At 49.4% G+C, this 18,019-nt stretch carries 14 protein-coding genes and 1 tRNA gene; 2 read left to right on the top strand and 13 right to left on the bottom strand.

The window, feature by feature from the left end; genetic code table 11:
* Positions 1 to 63: 63 nt before the first annotated feature.
* The 8 genes from CRG97_RS01060 to CRG97_RS01025 form a co-directional block, all read right to left on the bottom strand.
* Positions 64 to 873, bottom strand: coding sequence for a response regulator (locus tag CRG97_RS01060; RefSeq protein WP_098741351.1), 810 nt, complete (start codon positions 871 to 873; stop codon positions 64 to 66).
* Between the two features lie 73 nt (positions 874 to 946).
* Positions 947 to 2,731 carry a sensor histidine kinase gene (locus tag CRG97_RS01055; RefSeq protein WP_098741350.1) on the bottom strand — a complete coding sequence of 595 codons (1,785 nt, stop codon included), beginning with the start codon at positions 2,729 to 2,731 and terminating at the stop codon, positions 947 to 949.
* 640 nt (positions 2,732 to 3,371) lie between these two features.
* Complete coding sequence (gene eno / locus CRG97_RS01050) at positions 3,372 to 4,661, bottom strand: phosphopyruvate hydratase (protein ID WP_076326196.1); 1,290 nt, start codon at positions 4,659 to 4,661, stop codon at positions 3,372 to 3,374.
* 48 nt (positions 4,662 to 4,709) lie between these two features.
* Positions 4,710 to 6,254, bottom strand: coding sequence for a 2,3-bisphosphoglycerate-independent phosphoglycerate mutase (gpmI, locus tag CRG97_RS01045; protein WP_098741349.1), 1,545 nt, complete (start codon positions 6,252 to 6,254; stop codon positions 4,710 to 4,712).
* On the bottom strand, positions 6,255 to 7,007 hold the full coding sequence (gene tpiA, locus CRG97_RS01040) for a triose-phosphate isomerase (RefSeq protein ID WP_098741348.1): 753 nt from the start codon (positions 7,005 to 7,007) through the stop codon (positions 6,255 to 6,257).
* 76 nt (positions 7,008 to 7,083) lie between these two features.
* The gene (locus CRG97_RS01035; RefSeq protein ID WP_098741347.1) at positions 7,084 to 8,265 is read right to left on the bottom strand and encodes a phosphoglycerate kinase; all 1,182 of its coding nucleotides are present in this window, start codon (positions 8,263 to 8,265) and stop codon (positions 7,084 to 7,086) included.
* Between the two features lie 194 nt (positions 8,266 to 8,459).
* Positions 8,460 to 9,464 carry a type I glyceraldehyde-3-phosphate dehydrogenase gene (gene gap / locus CRG97_RS01030; RefSeq protein ID WP_098741346.1) on the bottom strand — a complete coding sequence of 335 codons (1,005 nt, stop codon included), beginning with the start codon at positions 9,462 to 9,464 and terminating at the stop codon, positions 8,460 to 8,462.
* A 99-nt stretch (positions 9,465 to 9,563) separates the two neighbouring features.
* Positions 9,564 to 10,607, bottom strand: a complete 1,044-nt coding sequence (locus tag CRG97_RS01025; protein ID WP_076326191.1) for a sugar-binding transcriptional regulator — start codon at positions 10,605 to 10,607, stop codon at positions 9,564 to 9,566.
* A gap of 372 nt (positions 10,608 to 10,979) precedes the next feature.
* Here CRG97_RS01025 and CRG97_RS01020 point away from each other — a divergent pair.
* Positions 10,980 to 11,054: transfer RNA gene (locus tag CRG97_RS01020), tRNA-Arg, on the top strand.
* A 161-nt stretch (positions 11,055 to 11,215) separates the two neighbouring features.
* A complete protein-coding gene (clpP, locus tag CRG97_RS01015) occupies positions 11,216 to 11,812 on the top strand; it encodes an ATP-dependent Clp endopeptidase proteolytic subunit ClpP (RefSeq protein WP_006207581.1) in 597 nt (198 codons plus the stop codon).
* A gap of 748 nt (positions 11,813 to 12,560) precedes the next feature.
* Here the strand turns inward: clpP and CRG97_RS01010 are convergent.
* The 5 genes from CRG97_RS01010 to CRG97_RS00985 all read right to left on the bottom strand — a co-directional run bounded on the left by CRG97_RS01010 (position 12,561) and on the right by CRG97_RS00985 (position 17,998).
* Entirely contained in the window at positions 12,561 to 13,634 is a 1,074-nt protein-coding gene (locus CRG97_RS01010; RefSeq protein ID WP_098741345.1) for a PdaC/SigV domain-containing protein, read from the bottom strand.
* 627 nt (positions 13,635 to 14,261) lie between these two features.
* A complete protein-coding gene (locus CRG97_RS01000; RefSeq protein WP_098741344.1) occupies positions 14,262 to 15,314 on the bottom strand; it encodes an ABC transporter substrate-binding protein in 1,053 nt (350 codons plus the stop codon).
* Positions 15,315 to 15,374: 60 nt separating this feature from the next.
* Positions 15,375 to 16,136: an ABC transporter permease gene (locus CRG97_RS00995; protein ID WP_179090738.1), complete on the bottom strand. Its 762-nt coding sequence runs from the start codon at positions 16,134 to 16,136 to the stop codon at positions 15,375 to 15,377.
* A 45-nt stretch (positions 16,137 to 16,181) separates the two neighbouring features.
* On the bottom strand, positions 16,182 to 17,030 hold the full coding sequence (locus CRG97_RS00990) for an ABC transporter permease (protein WP_098741343.1): 849 nt from the start codon (positions 17,028 to 17,030) through the stop codon (positions 16,182 to 16,184).
* Positions 17,027 to 17,998 carry an ABC transporter ATP-binding protein gene (locus CRG97_RS00985; RefSeq protein WP_076326186.1) on the bottom strand — a complete coding sequence of 324 codons (972 nt, stop codon included), beginning with the start codon at positions 17,996 to 17,998 and terminating at the stop codon, positions 17,027 to 17,029. The genes CRG97_RS00990 and CRG97_RS00985 overlap by 4 nt, the downstream gene beginning before the upstream one ends.
* Between the last annotated feature and the right edge of the window lie 21 nt (positions 17,999 to 18,019).

Below are 18,019 nucleotides of genomic sequence, written 5' to 3'. Positions count from 1 at the left end.
GATAATGGAAGAAAACGATGGAATTCCTGTTTGGGCGAATCCTATGCCCTGCATAGAATCGTTCTATTTAGGGTCTTTGCTGTGTTGTCTGTATTTACTCGGCGTGAAGCTGGTCAACCGCTTGAATATTTTAATAAAATAATTGTCGTTCACGAATCCCACGCGGAGACCGATCTCGTGAACAGGGAGGTCGGTTTGAAGCAAATATGCGATGGCTTTATCCACCCGGACCTGGTGCAAATAATGAATCAAGGTGCGTCCGGTCTTTTTCTTGAAGAGCGCGCTGACGTAATTTTCGCCCATCATCACGTAGCCCGACATCGATTTCACCGTAATGTCCTGCTCGTAGTGCTCATGGATATACTGCAGTATCTTCTGTATTTCTGGGTGCGACGTAATTTCCATGGGGGAGGCATGATGTACCGGCTGTGACGGCGGCATCGTCTCCGTGGGCGCGACCGGAATCGGAAGAGGTTGGCTCGGGTTCGGGTTATTCTTCGTCAGCTCGGCGTTCATTTTGTGCAGCGTTTCCCGCAGCGTATTCACGCTCATTGACAGCTTCAAGATATAGTTGGATGCACCATATTCCATCGCCTGCCGGACATACTCGAAATCACTCATACAGGTCAGCATCACGAACCGCGAAGCGTACCCCTCTTCCCGGGTTCTGCGGAGGAGCTCCACGCCGTCCATCTCCGGCATCACGATATCAGTCAGCACGAGGTCGGGCGGGTTGCTCCGGATCATCTCCAGCGCCTCGGCACCGTTGCCTGCCTCTCCTGCCACCTTGAATCCAAGCTCCTCCCACGCGATGATCTCCCGCACGGACTCTCGTACGAACACCTCATCCTCCACCAGCAGCACCTTCCACATAGATCTCCCCTCCTTGAAGCTTTTAAAATCCCGTTCCAGCCCGCACAGGCCGAAGCGCCGAATAATCTGCCCGTTATGATGAAATCAAGTGATCATTCTGATAGGGTGTTGAGATTAACAATGGGATAGAGAACCGTATCCTCGTTCCCAGCTCCGAAGAAATAATCTCCATGCTGCCCTCTTCTTTAAACAGCAGCCGAAGCAGCTCCTGTACATTGCTAAGACCGATGCCCGGCCGTTTACGCATCCCGTTCGCCTGCCGGGACTGCTCCATGCCGACGCCGTTGTCCTTGATCTCAACCGCCAGCCGGTTTGGCCCTTCCCGAGTAACCGTAATTTCAATGAGACCCTCCTGTTCCGGCAGAGGCCCGATTCCGTGAATGATGGCATTCTCAACGAGCGGCTGCAGACTGAGCTTGGGCACAAGCGCATAGAGAATGTCCTCGTCATACGCAAAAGTCACGTCAAAACGGTGATTGTAACGCACCTGCTGAATATGGACGTAAGCCTGCACCAGCTCGATTTCATCCTTCAGGTGCACCAGATCCTTCTCCGTATTCAGGCTCGCCTCCAGCAGCTTGCCGAGAGACAGGGTGATATTCGTGATATCCTCATTTCCATGACGGATGGCAATCCACTTGACCGTATTTAGCGTGTTGAGCAGAAAATGCGGGTTCATCTGAGCCAGCAGCATATGAAAATGCACCGCTTCCTTCTGCCTTTCCTCGGCCTTCAATCGCTGAATCAGCACATCCATGTCGTTGAGCATGGAATTGAACGTCTGCGTCAGTTCCAGAATCTCGCCTCGGAACTTATGCTCCGGCAGCCGGATTTTCAGATTGTTGCGGACAACCGCCTTCATCTTATTCTGCAAATGGGATAACGGCCGGGTAATCGTGGCGGCAATAATGAAGGTCATGACGAGAAACGCGCCTGTCAGCACGAAAAAGGTCATAAAATATTGGCGCTTCAGCTCCTCAATCTCGTTAAAAAGCACCATCAGCGGAATCCGGTTCACGATATACCAGTCCAACGACTCCACGTAAATATAATTCACCAGGGTGTTCGAAGCTTTGTCGATAAAATACTTCTGCCTGGGCTCGGCTGCAATCCTCGCTTTCACCTCGCTTGTCAGGCTGCTGTTCAAGATTGATTGGGATACGTTCTCACCGGCGCTCGTAATCAAAAAATATTCCTGTCGCAGCGTCGACTGCTTCATTACGGATTGAAACCAGAAGGAGTAGTCGATGCTGATCCGGGCCATGCCGTACGGCTTGTTGCGGGGAGTTTCCATGTAAGCGTACAGCGACAGCAGGTAAGGGCTCGTAGAGATATCCCTCAGCACGTAATTCGCATCGCTCGAAACCCAGTGATACGACACGCCCTCCATCTGTTCCCTATCAAAGCCAGGGTTGTCCCGCAGCTTTCTGTAATCGAGGGCCTCCCTGGGAGAATATGAAGTGTAAGCGTTGCCATGAAAGTCGAGAATCGTGAAATAGACCGACGGATTATACAGGAAAAAGCTGTTGTTCAAATTTTTGAACTTTTCCTCCATCAGGTTTTTGTTCTCGAGTCCCTGTCGCTGCCCGGGATGGGTCAGCACAGAGGCCACCGTCGAATCCTGCTCCAGAAAAATCAGCGTTTTAAAGGCCACACTTAACTGATCCTCCAGCGTTCGATACATCTGCTCCAGCTGGTTATGGCTCTGCTGGCTGATTTTCTCCTGGACCAAGGTCTCGATCCGTTGGTAGTTGTACAAATTCAAAATGCCGAAAGGCAGCAGTATGACCAGAACGAACGCGGCAAACAGACGGTATTTCAGCTTGTGTGGAAACAGGGATCGTATTCGGTTCAGCACCCTCCCGCACTCTCCTTTTCTCTCGCTTGTTCTTCAATTATATCAGCACGGGTTCGCTTGAGAATGGGGGTATCTGAAATTGCATGGATATGTGCGGTCGATGCCAGGGGCAAGTGCAGTGGATGTGTAGATTTGTTCTATTTTGTTACTCAGGTGCGTATATCGGGTGGAGGAGCCACGCGTTCGCCTTTAAAATCGGGAAGCCTCCTTAAGCCTATTTCATTCCTGCTTCCCGATTTTAACAGCGACCGGAGCCGATATACGCACCGTCCCACAGCACGTTAACAGAGTGCGCAGCCCTTCCCTTTCTCCCCTCCCACACCCAAAAGCCCAGCTCATGTGACCTAACATGTGCTGGGCTTTCTTTGCACTTCCATGAGTTGCCCCCAAGAGGCTGCACACCTCTCCCCTGCTCAGGTGTGTATATCGGTGGAGGAGCAACGCGTTCGCCTTTAAAATCGGGAAGCTTCCTTAAGCCTATTCCATTCCAGCTTCCCGATTTTAACAGCGACCGGAACCGATATACGCACCGCCCCACGGCACGATAATAGAGTGTGCAGCCTCTCCCTCCGACATCCTCAAGTTAATGCAAAAAAGCCCAGCTCCCTTAAAGCAGGAGCTGGGCTTTCTCTTATTTCAATTATTTGCGCTTCAAGTTGTAGAACGACTTCAAGCCGTTGTATTGAGCAAGTTCACCCAATTGATCTTCGATGCGAAGCAATTGGTTGTATTTTGCCACACGGTCCGTACGGGAAGGAGCACCCGTTTTGATCTGACCCGCGTTCGTAGCTACTGCGATATCAGCGATCGTGCTGTCCTCGGACTCACCGGAACGGTGGGAGATGACAGCCGTGTATCCTGCGCGTTTTGCCATTTCGATCGCATCGAACGTTTCAGTCAATGTACCGATTTGGTTTACTTTGATCAGGATGGAGTTACCGATGCCTTCGTTGATACCTTTTTCAAGACGCTCGGTGTTTGTAACGAACAAGTCGTCACCCACGAGTTGAATTTTGTTACCCAATTTCTCGGTGAGCAATTTCCAACCTTCCCAATCGTCCTCGGAGCATCCGTCTTCGATGGTTACGATTGGGTATTTGTCTACCCAAGAAGCGAGCAAGTCCACGAATTCTGCTGGTGTGAAGGATTTGCCTTCGCCTTCCAGAACATACTTGCCATCTTTGAAGAACTCAGTGGAAGCTACGTCCATACCCAACAATACATCTTCACCTGGCTTGTAGCCGGCTTTTTCGATTGCTTCGATGATGGAAGACAATGCATCTTCGTTGGACGTGAAGTTAGGAGCGAAACCACCCTCGTCACCAACCGCTGTGTTCAGGCCTTTGCCTTTCAGCACGGATTTCAGGTTGTGGAAGATTTCAGCGCCCATGCGAAGGGCTTCTTTGAAGCTAGGAGCGCCAACAGGCAATACCATGAACTCTTGAACGTCAACGTTGTTGTCCGCGTGAGCGCCACCGTTAACGATGTTCATCATAGGTACTGGAAGTTGTTTGGCGTTAAATCCGCCAAGGTAAACATACAGTGGAAGATCCAATGCATCCGCAGCAGCGCGAGCTACAGCCATGGATACGGCCAGGATTGCGTTCGCACCCAGCTTGCCTTTGTTCGGCGTACCGTCCAAAGCGATCATCAACTTGTCGATGCCGAGCTGGTCCAGAGCGTCCATGCCGATCACTTCAGGAGCAATGATTTCGTTCACGTTCTCAACAGCTTTCAGAACGCCTTTGCCCAGGTAACGGGATTTGTCGTCGTCGCGAAGCTCAACGGCTTCGTGAATGCCAGTGGAAGCACCGGATGGAACGATCGCGCGACCGATTGCACCGGATTCCAGGTATACTTCAACCTCTACGGTTGGATTACCGCGGGAGTCAAGGACTTCGCGTGCATATACATCAGAAATAATAGTCATGTGTATAGTCTCCTTTTAATGTTATGTTTATGTTCTATTATGAACCACTTATTTACGTGCTGCAATCATGGAGGTTCCAGTCATTTCGTTCGGCTTCGGCAGACCCATCAGATCGAGAATGGTTGGCGCGATGTCGGCAAGAATACCACCTTCACGCAGCGTTACATTCTCATCCGTTACGATGAACGGAACCGGGTTCGTGGTATGTGCGGTGAATGGACGTCCATTCTCGTCAAATACCATGTCCGCATTTCCGTGGTCAGCGGTGATCAGAACAACCCCGCCTTTTGCCAAAACAGCCTCAACGACCTTACCAACACACTCATCCGTAGTCTCAACGGCTTTAATGGTCGGCTCCAGCATACCGGAATGGCCTACCATGTCTGGGTTCGCGAAGTTCAAGATAATCGCATCATGCTTATCCGCTTCGATTTCTCTCACGCAAGCATCCGCCACTTCATAAGCGCTCATCTCCGGCTTCAGATCGTACGTCGCCACTTTCGGCGAGTTAATCAGTACACGTGTTTCGCCTGGAAGCTCAACATCGCGTCCACCGCTGAAGAAGAAGGTGACGTGCGGATACTTTTCGGTTTCCGCAATACGAAGCTGCTTCTTGTTGTGCTGAACCAGCACTTCACCCAGCGTGTTGTCGAGATTCTTCGGTTTGTAGGCAACAAAGCCTTCCACCGTCTCGCTAAACAGCGTCAAGCAGACAAAATGCAGGTTTTGCGGGAACTTCGGTCCACGTTCAAAGCCACGGAAATCATTATTCGTAAACACCTGGGACAGTTGAATCGCACGGTCAGGACGGTAGTTCAGGAAGATGACGGAATCTCCGCTCTCCACCAGACTAACCGGCTCGCCTTCACCATTGACAATTACGGTCGGTTCTACGAATTCATCGTAAACCGATTTCTCGTAAGATTCAGTGATGGCTTTGAGTGGATCCGTATATTTAGGTCCTTCGCCATACACCATGGCACGGTAAGCTTTCTCGACACGATCCCAACGCTTGTCACGGTCCATCGCATAATAACGACCGGACAGCGTAGCGATTTGGCCAACGCCCACTTCTTCAATCTTCGCAATCAGATCCTTAACGAACTGCTTGCCGCTGTCCGGTGCCACGTCGCGTCCATCCATGAAACCATGGATGTATACGTCATGGAAATCTTCCTTCTTGCAAAGATCCAGCATGGCGAACATATGCTCAATATGACTGTGAACGCCGCCGTCAGATACCAGCCCGTACAAATGCAGCTTCTTGTTGTTGTTCTTGGCAGCGCGAACGGCTTCCACCAACGTTTCGTTCTCGAAGAATTCTCCTTCACGAATCGACTTCGTGATACGAGTCAAATCTTGATACACAATCCGGCCTGCGCCGATGTTCAAGTGACCCACTTCGGAGTTCCCCATTTGACCTTCCGGCAAGCCTACGGCTTCGCCGCAAGCGGTCAACGTGGTGTTCGGGTACTGCTTCAAATACCGGTCGTAGTTAGGCTTGTTCGCTTGTGCGACCGCATTGCCCACCTCGGTGTTCCGAAGACCGAAACCGTCCATGATGATCAGAGCTACAGGTTTTGGAGCAGACATTTACTTCGCCCCCTCAACGAGTGCGATGTAGGAAGCCGGTTGTAGACTTGCACCACCAACGAGCGCGCCGTCGATGTCACTTTGTCCCATATACTCCGCTACATTTTCAGGCTTCACGCTACCGCCGTATTGAATGCGAACTTGGTCTGCAACGGTTTCGCCATACAGCCCTTTAACGAGTTCACGGATGTATGCGATAACTTCGTTCGCGTCCTCTGCCGTAGAGGATTTGCCCGTTCCGATCGCCCAAATTGGCTCATAAGCAATAACAACATGAACCGCTTGATCAACCGGAACACCTGCGAACGCAGCTTCCGTTTGTACCTTGCACACGTCTTTGGTTTGGCCAGCTTCGCGTTCTTCCAGCTTTTCGCCAACGCATACGATCGGAAGAAGACCATGACGGAATGCCGCATGTACCTTTTTGTTCACGATCTCATCCGTTTCAGCAAAATACTGACGACGCTCGGAATGTCCAATAATGACATAGTCCACGCCCAGATCTTTCAGCATCAAACCGCTGATTTCACCAGTAAAGGCGCCATTATCTTCAAAATGAAGATTTTGTGCACCGATTTTGATGTTCGTGCCCTTGGCCGCTTCAACCAATGCAGGAAGATTGGTAAATGGCGCGCAGATCACGCTTTCCACGCCTTCTACTTCCGCTTTGCCTTTCACATCTTCAATAAATGAAGTTGCTTCCGGAACAGTTTTGAACATTTTCCAGTTACCAGCTATGATAGGTGTTCTCACACGATTCACTCCTTTATTCCCCCGAAGAATCGGGGTCCAAACTTCATCCACTTGCTATCCAATGTAGTGCCTAATTCTATTTATCGTTCAATGCCACAACACCAGGAAGTGCTTTGCCTTCCATGAACTCAAGAGATGCACCGCCGCCTGTCGAGATGTGATTCATCTTGTCGGCAAGGCCAAATTTCTCTGCAGCTGCAGCCGAGTCGCCGCCGCCAATAATCGTGTAAGCTTCCGTATCCGCACAGGCTTGTGCCACTTCACGAGTACCGCCAGAGAACGGAGCGATTTCGAATACGCCCATAGGACCGTTCCACACGACAAGTTTGGAGTTCTTGATCACTTCTGCATACTTGGCGCGAGTCTTAGGACCGATGTCAACGCCTTCCCAATCGGCTGGAATACCGTCGATATCAACGATCTTAGTATTCGCGTCTGCACTGAATTCGTCCGTAACGACGATATCTTCCGGCAGGTAGAAGTTTTTGCCCAGCTCTTTAGCCTTCTCGATGAAACCAAGTGCAACATCAAGCTTATCTTTATCAAGCAGAGATTGACCGATTTCATGGCCTTGAGCTTTGAAGAACGTGTAAGCAAGTCCACCGCCGATGATGACATTGTCAGCAAGCGTAAGCAGGTTGTCGATCACGTCGATTTTGTCCTTAACCTTCGATCCACCGATGATGGCCGTAAAAGGACGGTCCGGATTCGAAAGGGCTTTGCCGAGAACGGACAGCTCTTTCTCCATCAACAATCCTGATACTGCCGGTAGATGATGAGCGATACCTTCTGTCGAAGCGTGCGCACGGTGAGCAGCACCAAACGCGTCATTCACGAACAGATCAGCAAGCTCAGCGAATTGCTTCGCAAGTTCCGGATCATTCTTCTCTTCACCAGGGTAAAAACGAACATTTTCAAGCACGAGCACATCGCCGTTTTGCAGCTTCTCTACCTGCGCTTTAACCGCTTCTCCTACCGCTTCATCCGCCTTGGCTACCGGTTTACCGAGCAGCTCGGACAGACGCTGACTTGCCGGATTCAGGCGCAAAGATTCAACGACCTCTCCTTTTGGACGGCCCATGTGGCTGGCCAGGATGACTTTCGCTCCTTGCTCTACCAAATATTTAATGGTCGGCAAAGTCTCGCGAATACGAGTGTCGTCTGTAATTTTACCATCTTCGAGCGGTACATTGAAATCGACGCGGACAAACACCCGTTTGCCACTTACTTCTACATCACGTACACTTTTCTTGTTCATCTCCACGTTCCTCCTAAGAAAACTATTCTCCTCACCGACAGCATGCAGTTGCTCTCGTTTCTCTCTCTATCGCTAACCAGCGCCCGGATCTTGTCTATTCTTCCCAGTGCTCTGGCATGAAAACAAGGAAAAACCATGAACCAAAGAGGAGACCCGTGAAACGGAACTCCTCTTCGATTGTATGGCTAGATCAATTACAGACCTTTGCTTGCGATGTAAGCAGCGAGGTCAACGACACGGTTGGAGTAGCCCCACTCGTTGTCATACCAAGAAACAACTTTCACCATGTTGTCGCCAACTACCATAGTGGAGAGCGAATCGATAGTGGAAGAAGCTGGGTCGCCATTGTAGTCGCTGGATACAAGCGGCTCTTCGGAGTAGTTCAAGATGCCTTTGAGCGGGCCTTCAGCAGCTGCTTTCAGAGCTCCGTTTACATCTTCAAGTGTTACGTTTTTGGACAGTTCAACTACGAGGTCCGTTACGGAAACGTTCTTCGTAGGTACACGCATAGCCATACCGTTCAATTTGCCTTTCAATTGTGGCAGAACGAGGCTAACCGCTTTAGCAGCACCTGTTGTGGATGGAATGATGTTTTCAGCAGCTGCACGAGCACGACGCAGATCTTTGTGCGGAAGATCAAGCACTTGCTGGTCATTCGTGTAGGAGTGAACCGTAGTCATCATACCTTTAACGATACCGAACTTCTCGTCAAGAACTTTAGCAAAAGGAGCCAAGCAGTTGGTTGTACAAGAAGCGTTGGAGATTACAGTATGGTTAGCTGCATCGTATTTGTCTTCGTTAACGCCCATAACGATGGTGATATCTTCGTCAGTTGCTGGAGCGGAGATGATAACTTTCTTAGCGCCGCCTTTCAAGTGAGCGGAAGCTTTGTCTTTCGCTGTGAAAATACCAGTGGATTCTACAACGATTTCAACGCCATACTCAGCCCAAGGCAATGCTTCTGGGTTACGCTCAGCGAATACTTTCACTTCACGGCCGTTTACAACGAGTGCGCCTTCTTTAGCTTCAACTGTTGCATTAAGTCTTCCGTGAGTTGTGTCATATTTCAAAAGGTGTGCCAGCGTTTTTACGTCCGTCAAATCGTTGATTGCCACGATTTCAACTTCGCTGTTGTTCAGCGCAGCGCGGAACACGTTACGTCCAATACGTCCAAAACCGTTAATACCTACTTTAACCATGAGTAGTTCCCTCCATATTTGTAAAATTTATATATTCAAGATTGGCCGTTAAGCCAATCAAGACAACAATAATGAAAAATCAGTTGTACTCCCGTGGATTCAAATACCGGCGTCAATCTCCTTCTCGACTTCCAGTGCAGCTGCTTCATCGGTAACGAGAATATCCTCATGTCCGAATTTCAGCACCGCGTGAATCGCCTTGCCCTTGCCTTGCCCTCCAGCAATGCCGATGATCGTCTCTGTCTGCATAATATCCTCAAGCCGCAGCCCAAGGGTAAGCATTTTGTGGACAACTTCGCCATCTTCACTAAAGTAGTAGCCAAAGGATTCCGCAATCGCGCCATCTGCCTGCAAGTTCTGAATAGAGTTTTCATCCAGCTTCCGCCTTCTTGCCATTTCCATGGCATCTCCGATGCCGTGAATAATGACTCGGCAGCGCCTGATCACATCCACAATTTCCTGGATATGCTGATCCTGCACCAAAGACTGGTAGGCATCTTCGCTTAGCAGATCCGGTACATGAAGTAATCGGTACTCAGCCCCCACGCGCTTTGCCATCTTGGAGGCAATGGTGTTCGCTTGAATCTCGACACTCTCCCCGAGACCGCCCCGGGCAGGCACAAACCAAGTGCTTGTCAGCGGTTCGCCACCAGGTAAAGAGGACATCTGCTCTGCTACTTCGGCTAGTGTGGAGCCGCCTGTTACGGCGATCGTATCTCCATCCTTTACAAAGCTTAGCAACGTTCTTGCTCCGGCACGGCCAAGCTCGCGTTTGACTTCCGGAGATAACTCACTGTCACCGGGAATAATGACCACTTTACGAAGCCCGTAAGCCTGACGAATCTTCTCTTCCAGTTCAACCAGTCCGAATAACTCATTCATAACCGGTTCGAGTTCCTCCAGCAAGCATATCCCTGAGCTGCTGATCCGCATGCCAAGCGTTTCAATCTCGATTAGCCCTTGCGCTTTCAGAAGATCAGTCTCTGCTCTGAGGACACGCTCGGTCATCGAGAGTGATGAAGCCAATGTTCTTCGGCCAACAATTCCGGACAGCTTGATCTGATGAAGGATGGAATACCTTCGTTTAAGAATATCCATCAGATCCGGCAGAAGCTGCTCTTGTATTTCTAATAGGTTACGCATGCATTCCACTCCTGCAAACTTCGTCTCGGCTCTCCTCTACCTGGTCGTAAAATGTCCCAGTTGAACTTTTTAAGTCCCACCCTTATTCTAACCAATAATCATGCCGGTTGCAAGTGTCCGAAAGTATATTTCTCTACCCCAAGCATTCTTATTCATTATGACCAACTACAGGCTTGTCTATATAATAGGAACAAAGTTTTGTCTGCTATTGTATTTTTGAAATAGATGCGGTATAATCAACTTCGTTGCTAATTTTTTTTAGATATCAGAAAGTATAAACTTCGCGGAGTCAGCTTCCTGATATCGCAAGAAAAACTACCGCTAAACGCGGTCTGTCTTCTTTGAATGTACGTCGATAGACGTTTTTCTTATGCGCCCGTGGTCCAATGGATATGACGTAGGCCTCCGGAGCCTGAGATCGAGGTTCGATTCCTCGCGGGCGCGCCATTTTATCTTTATTCTCTATACTGATTACCCTAAAGTGCCCATGACGGCTCTTTTTTTTACCCAATAGTTTGACTATCTTTGACTTTTTGATTTAAATTGTTTATCATGTGGGTAATACGGTAACAGTATTTATATGAGGTACTTAAGAGGAGGTTTTCCACGTGAGTTTTATACCTATGGTCGTTGAACAAAGCAACCGCGGTGAGCGGGCGTACGACATCTATTCCAGATTGCTGAAAGACCGCATTATCTTCCTCGGCTCCGACGTAAATGACGTGGTCGCCAATTCCATCATTGCCCAAATGCTGTTCTTGTCGGCTGAGGATCCTGAGAAGGATATTCATCTTTACATCAACAGTCCTGGCGGTTCCATTACCGCAGGTATGGCGATATTCGATACGATGCAGTTCATTAAGCCGGACGTTTCGACGATCTGTGTCGGCATGGCTGCTTCTATGGGTGCATTCCTGCTCAACGCAGGCGCTAAAGGCAAACGTTACGGTCTGCCTAACAGCGAGATTATGATTCACCAGCCGCTCGGCGGCGCACAAGGTCAAGCTACGGATATTGAGATCCGTGCTCGCCGCATTCTCAAAATGCGCGACAAGCTGAACCGCATCCTGTCTGATCGCACTGGCCAACCGCTGGAGCGCATCGAGAAGGATACCGATCGTGACTACTTCATGACGGCTGACGAAGCCAAAGAATATGGCCTGATCGATCAAGTATTAGAGAATACACCGCCGCAAGGCTTATAAAAGAACTGAAGTAAAGGGCAGGCGCCGTTATCCGGTGCCTGCCCTTTCTTTTGTCTTCAGTATGGCTGGACATTTCCGGGTGGATGAGAGTATCCCCTCCGGTCGCTGTTGAAATCGGGAAACTTGAATGAATGGATATGGAGGTTTCCAAGGTTTCAAAGGCGAACGCTTGCTCCTCCAAGGATACTCTCATCTTCTCGAGGAATTCAGCCAACGCTAAAGATGGTAAGGGCACTCCCCTTCTAAAAGGCCTGCCTTAACTTGTGGGGAGGGGAATAGAGGAAGGCCGTGCAGGCTTCCTTTGCAAGGGTAATTGGGTGCGTAAGGACTAATGATGCGCTACCCTCACTGTTTCCATAAACAGGGTGGCATCCGGTAACGCATAGGGCGACTTATGGCCTTTTATCGTACGGCTTGCTTGCCCCGGACCACGCATCGTGCGCCAGGGAGCAGTGCGCATGGTGTACAAGCTATACAAGTTATCATCGAGAGGACTATGTTAATCAGAGTATGCCTAAATAGCAATTCCTAAGGATCACATATTCGTAATCGGAGGCGGGCCTCTCTCGATAAACACAAAAATCCCTTGATCGCAGGAAAGGAGAATACACTCTCCACATTCCATGATCAAGGGATTTTCGTAACTCGTTCCAGCACAGTGTTACATCAAGACAACATAATTGTATCAAGACAAGCTATTGTATTAAGAAAATGATTACAACTTATAAGAACCGCTTACTGTATACTCTTACTTCCACTCTTTCAGCTTCAGCTCAAACTCCGGGAATCCATAGGCATACGCTGTGTACTCATAAAGCTGGAAGTACAGCACCGCAGCGTTATCCTTCACATAAAAATCTGCATCCGCAGGCACGCCCTCAAATCCGCCGAGGTAGCCCCCTTCTTTTTTCATCGTGTTCAGCACAAGGTTGTTCAGCTTCTGTTTATTCTTGCCCTGCATGTTGATGAAATCGCCCAACTTCATTTGCTTGCCATCCTTCAAGGAGAACGTGAAGCTTTTACGGAAGGTCATACCATGGGCGCCGCCGGTGTAAGAATAATCGTACGTCGTAATGCTCAGGATATCGTTCTGGTTGTAATGAACCACAAAGTCACCACTGAATTCGTAGGGGAAATTGGATTCCGAAGGAGGGAATTCTTCAGCATTCCCTTCTGCACCGGTGATTACGCCGGAAGCATTTTCTTTCAACACTTTGTTGATTTCAGCTTGGACCTCTGCATTATCGAGTCCACTGATTACAGGATAGTTCACAACGGCATCCACGCCTTGAATCTTCTTCTTCAGCGCAACCGATTTAATGGTAATGTCATTCTGTTTCTTTTGTGTCATGCTGAGTGTTTTCAAGGAAGGATTCCATTGTCCCTGAACACCCATATATTCGCTGATCGTTTTAAATGGCACATACAGACGACCATTGATGATCTGTCCGCCAGGCTCGCCGGCATACGAACCATTCACCAGAATGCCGATTTCAGTTGAATCATATACGATGGCACTCAGTTTGTTATAACCGTTACCCAGTGTATACGTACGGTTTTTTGCGTCATATTTAAGAGGCATCCCCAGGCCGTCCCGCAAAGCGGTTGCCGGCACATAAGTTACCCCGTGCAGCACGAGACCTTTCTGTGACAGGGTCTTGTCATTCCATTTCAGTACAACTTCATTCTTTGACGATTTTTGGCTGGCGGAAACGGGTGCCTTAGCGGCGCTTGCATCGATGACCTGTCCGCTCAAACCCAGACTGCCAAGCAGGACGCTAGTTGCAATTAATGATGCACATACACGAATTTTAGGATTCATATCAGAATTCCACCTTTGTTAAATTAAGTTTCCGTTTGTTGTTAATCTATTACCCTTAATCATTATAAGGAAAGCTTTCAATGTATTGGTAACAACGCCAATGACAATTTTGATTCCATGCCATAGGGCCTATACGTTCGTCCAGTCTTTCTGTATGAACGCTGTCACGCTTAGGAAACACACCTAACAAGAGAGCGCATGCACCTATAAACCATAACATGTCACTGCCTTCAATCACATAAGTTAAAAGAAAAAAGCCAATACCGACAAGCGAACTGTGAATACGCAGCAGCAGTAAGTGCAGCGCGCTTTTTCCTCCAAAAAACTCAGAAACAAAATCGCCACAACCCCTGCATCAATTCCTGCAATAATCAGCAAGCCCCTCGCATCGCTCAAGCCTCTTTACCTTTTCTTGATTAAACGCATAGAAACCTGTTCTGAAGTCGTTTACGTCCTCCCTTATATATAACAACGAAACGGTCCCCGAAGTTGTGGTTCGATTCGCATAAAACGGACATTTTTTCCTATTCCGGGTCTTAGGACCTATTCTTTGCAAGCAAAAAAGAGCCTGCTCCCCATGGGACAGGCTCTCTTTATTACAAAAATATGAAAAAGTAAGCTTATATATTAACGACCACTCTTCAGCTCGGTCCATAAACGATCATAGATCGAGAGCGAGTCACCTACATTATTGAGCCATTCGGTACGGCCCAGCTCTTCATCAGTCAAGTTGATCATCGTATTGGCGCGATATTTCTCACTATGGAATTCCATCGCTTTGGTGTTCGGATTGCTGTATCCGATAAATTCATAGTTTTTGGCGCTGACTTCCGGATCCATCATGAAGTTGATGAATTTCTCGGCCAGCTCTTTATTCTTGGCTCCCTTAGGAATCGCGTAGTTATCGGAGAAGATGGTTGCTCCTTCTTCAGGAACCACATACGCCACATCCGGATTCTCCGCCGCGATGAACGCCGCGTCTCCGGACCAAACTGTAGCAATCCAGCCTTCCTCTTGAATCATCTTCTGCTTGATGTTATCCGTATCAAACGCAAGCACATTCGGCAGCAGGGTCTTCAGGTCATCCGTAGCTGCGGTGATTTCCGCTTCATCCGTGCTGCTGTTGGATTTTCCTTGCTTTTTCAGTGCCATGCCGATCATTTCACGGTTGTCATCCAGAAGCAGAACTTTGCCCTTGTATTCCGGGTTCCAGAGGTCTTCCCAGCTGTTGATTTGGTCCTTCACATATTTCTTGTTATATGCAATTCCCGTTACACCGGACGTGTAAACGATCGAATATTTATTGCCCGGGTCATAGGAAGGGTCTTTGAAAGTATCCGTAAGATTGACGAAGTTCGGGATATTATTCATATCAAGCGGCTCAAGCAGCTCCGATTCAATCATCGTTTTCACCATATAATCGGACGGCTGAATGAGGTCATATCCACTGCCACCAGCCTTGATTTTAGCCAGCAGGTCTTCATTGTTTGCGTAATTGTCGTAGGTTACCTTTACATCGAACTTCGCTTCGAAGTCCTTCAGCACCTCAGGATCAAAGTTATCCGCCCAGCTGTAAATGTGGAGCGTCTCCTTATCCGATCCGCAACCGGCTAAGAGTCCTACAGACAATACCGCAACCATGCCTGCCGTCAGCAGGCGGGTCCATCTTGATTTTTTCAATTCAATATCTCCTCTCTTTCCACTTGCATGTTTTATTTCAAACAAAGCGTTCATCTAAGCTTAGATCGGTAATGTTTTATGTTTCTTTTGCCCATTGCCGCGGTTAAGAATATATTGGGCTAACAGAATCAGCGTGATGCTGACTAGAATGAGCAGCGTACACAGCGCGTTAATCTCTGGCGAGATGCCGCGCTTCACCTGAGCGTAAATATAGATCGGCAGCGTCGTTGAACTTGGGCCGGCGACAAAAAAGCTGACCATAAAGTCATCCAATGACAGCGTAAAAGCAATCAAGGCGCCGGAGATAATGCCCGGGGCAATCTGCGGCAATGTAACATGCCTGAACGTCTGCCAAGGCGTAGCCCCCAAATCCTGGGCCGCCTCATCCAGCTGTTTGCCCATGCCCGACAGTCTGGCTGTCACCACGACATACACATACGATAGGCTGAACGTTATATGTGCGATGATCACCGTCGTCTTGCCAAGCGGCATGTTCAGTTGACTGAACAGCACCAGCAGCGACAGCCCCATAATAATATCCGGGATAATGACGGGCAGATACAGCAGCCCATTCATGCCGCTGCGACCTCTGCGCCCCATACTCCGAAGCGAGAGCGCCGCCGCGGTTCCAAGCAGGGTGGAAACGATCGTCGATATGACCGCCACCGTCAAACTGTTCATCAGCGCTTCCATCACGTGCCGGTTCTCGAATAGCGACACATACCAATCTAACGTAAATCCTTCCCAGTTGCCGCTAAGCCGCGTGTTGTTAAAGGAATAGATGATGATCATGATGATCGGTACATAGATGAAAGCCATCATAAGGAAAGAGTGAATCCCGAGCAGCGGGTGATTCTTCTTCTTCACTTATCTCCCCTCCCCTACGCGTTGATGGCGGGCTTGCATCGCCCGGTTAAAGAGCAGGATCAGCACCAGGGACGTGATCACAAAGATCACCGACAACGCCGCCCCAAAGGGCCAGTTGCGCGCACCCAGGAACTGCTGCTGAATAATATTACTGATCATGGAGGACTTCGCGCCTCCCAAAATATCCGTAACTACAAACATCCCGGAAGTCGAGACATAGACCAGAACCGCTCCCGTCATGATACCGGATTTGCTCTGCGGCAAGGTAATGTGGCGGAATGCCTTCCACCTGGAAGCGCCCAGATCGCTGGCCGCATCTAACAGACGCTTATCCATCTGCTCCAGAGCCACGTAAATCGGCAGCACCATGAAGGGAATGAAATTATAGACCATGCCGAGAAGTACGGCGCCATACGTATACAGCATTTGAATCGGCTCGTCGATCCATCCCATCCACAGCAGCAGGCTGTTCACCACGCCTTGCGTTCGGAGCAGCAAAACCCAAGCATAGGTGCGGATCAGAAAGTTAATCCAGAATGGGACCGTGATCAGAATTAATCCCCAGGTTTGGATACGCGGGGAAGCGTTGGCTATATAATAGGCCAAAGGATAGCTGACTAACAAGCAAATCACCGTAGTCAGCAGCGACAATACCAGGGTATCCCAGTAAATTCCCAAATATAATGGATCAAAAAAGGTTTTATAGCCTTCGAGGCTGAAGGAAAAAACGATATTCCCCAGCGAATCCCGCGAGAGCAGGGAGATGCCGACCACAATTAGCATCGGAACGATCAGGAACAGGGATAACCACAGCAGCACCGGAGTCAACAGGAACCTTGATTTCCTCATGGCCCGATGATCACCTCATCCTTGGTGTTCCAGTTCACCCCGACCCGTTCACCAACCTCCCAAGGATGATCATCCGAGATATCCAGGGCAATCGTGACCTTCATCGGTTCATCATCCAATTGGACCAGCAGCTTATGAACACTGCCGAGGTACTGTACATCCTCAATCACGCCGTTCTTCCTGGCACCCGACTCCCGCTGCGGAATGAGTTTCTCCGGCCGCACTGCAAAAAGACCTTCGGGCGAGGAAAAGACGTTGTTCTCCCCTACAAACGTGGCGGCAAACAGCGTTTGCGGTTTCGCATAGATCTCGCGCGGCGTACCGATTTGCTCTACCCGTCCGTGGTTCATGATGACGATCCGGTCGGAGAGCATCATGGCTTCCTCTTGGTCGTGCGTTACATAGACAAAAGTAATCCCGAGCGTCCGCTGCAAATGCTTGAGCTCGGACTGCAGATTTTTGCGGAGCTGCAGATCCAATGCGCCCAGCGGTTCATCCAGCAGCAGCACCTTCGGCTTGTTGGCGATGGCGCGGGCGATGGCCACGCGTTGCTGCTGTCCGCCGGACAGTTGGTGCGGAAAGCGTTCCCGCAGGGCGGTCAGCTGTGTCATGGCAACGGCCTCGTCCACCCGCTCTTTGATGAGCTGACGCGGCATTTTTTTCATTTTCAACCCAAAAGCAATATTATCTTCTACGGTCATATGCGGAAACAGAGCATAGTGTTGGAATACCAGATTCAAGTCCCGCTTGTTCGCAGGCATTTCCGTCACATTCTGACCCGCCAGCCAGACCTGTCCTTCGGTCGGCTGTTCGAATCCTGCTATCATTCGGAGAATCGTCGTTTTGCCGCAGCCGCTGGGGCCCAGCAAAGTCAGGAATTCCCCCTCTTTAATGGAGAGCGACAGCGGATGCACGACCGCTTGTCCCTGAAAATGCTTCTCGATCTGGACAAGTTCAATCACATGCATCAACCCCTTCTTCAAAATGTG

The organism is Paenibacillus sp. EZ-K15 (assembly GCF_002573715.1).
Classification (GTDB): Bacteria; Bacillota; Bacilli; order Paenibacillales; family Paenibacillaceae; genus Paenibacillus_AQ.
Note: the sequence above shows the minus strand (reverse complement) of the source record. Positions and strands in the feature narration are given on the sequence as shown.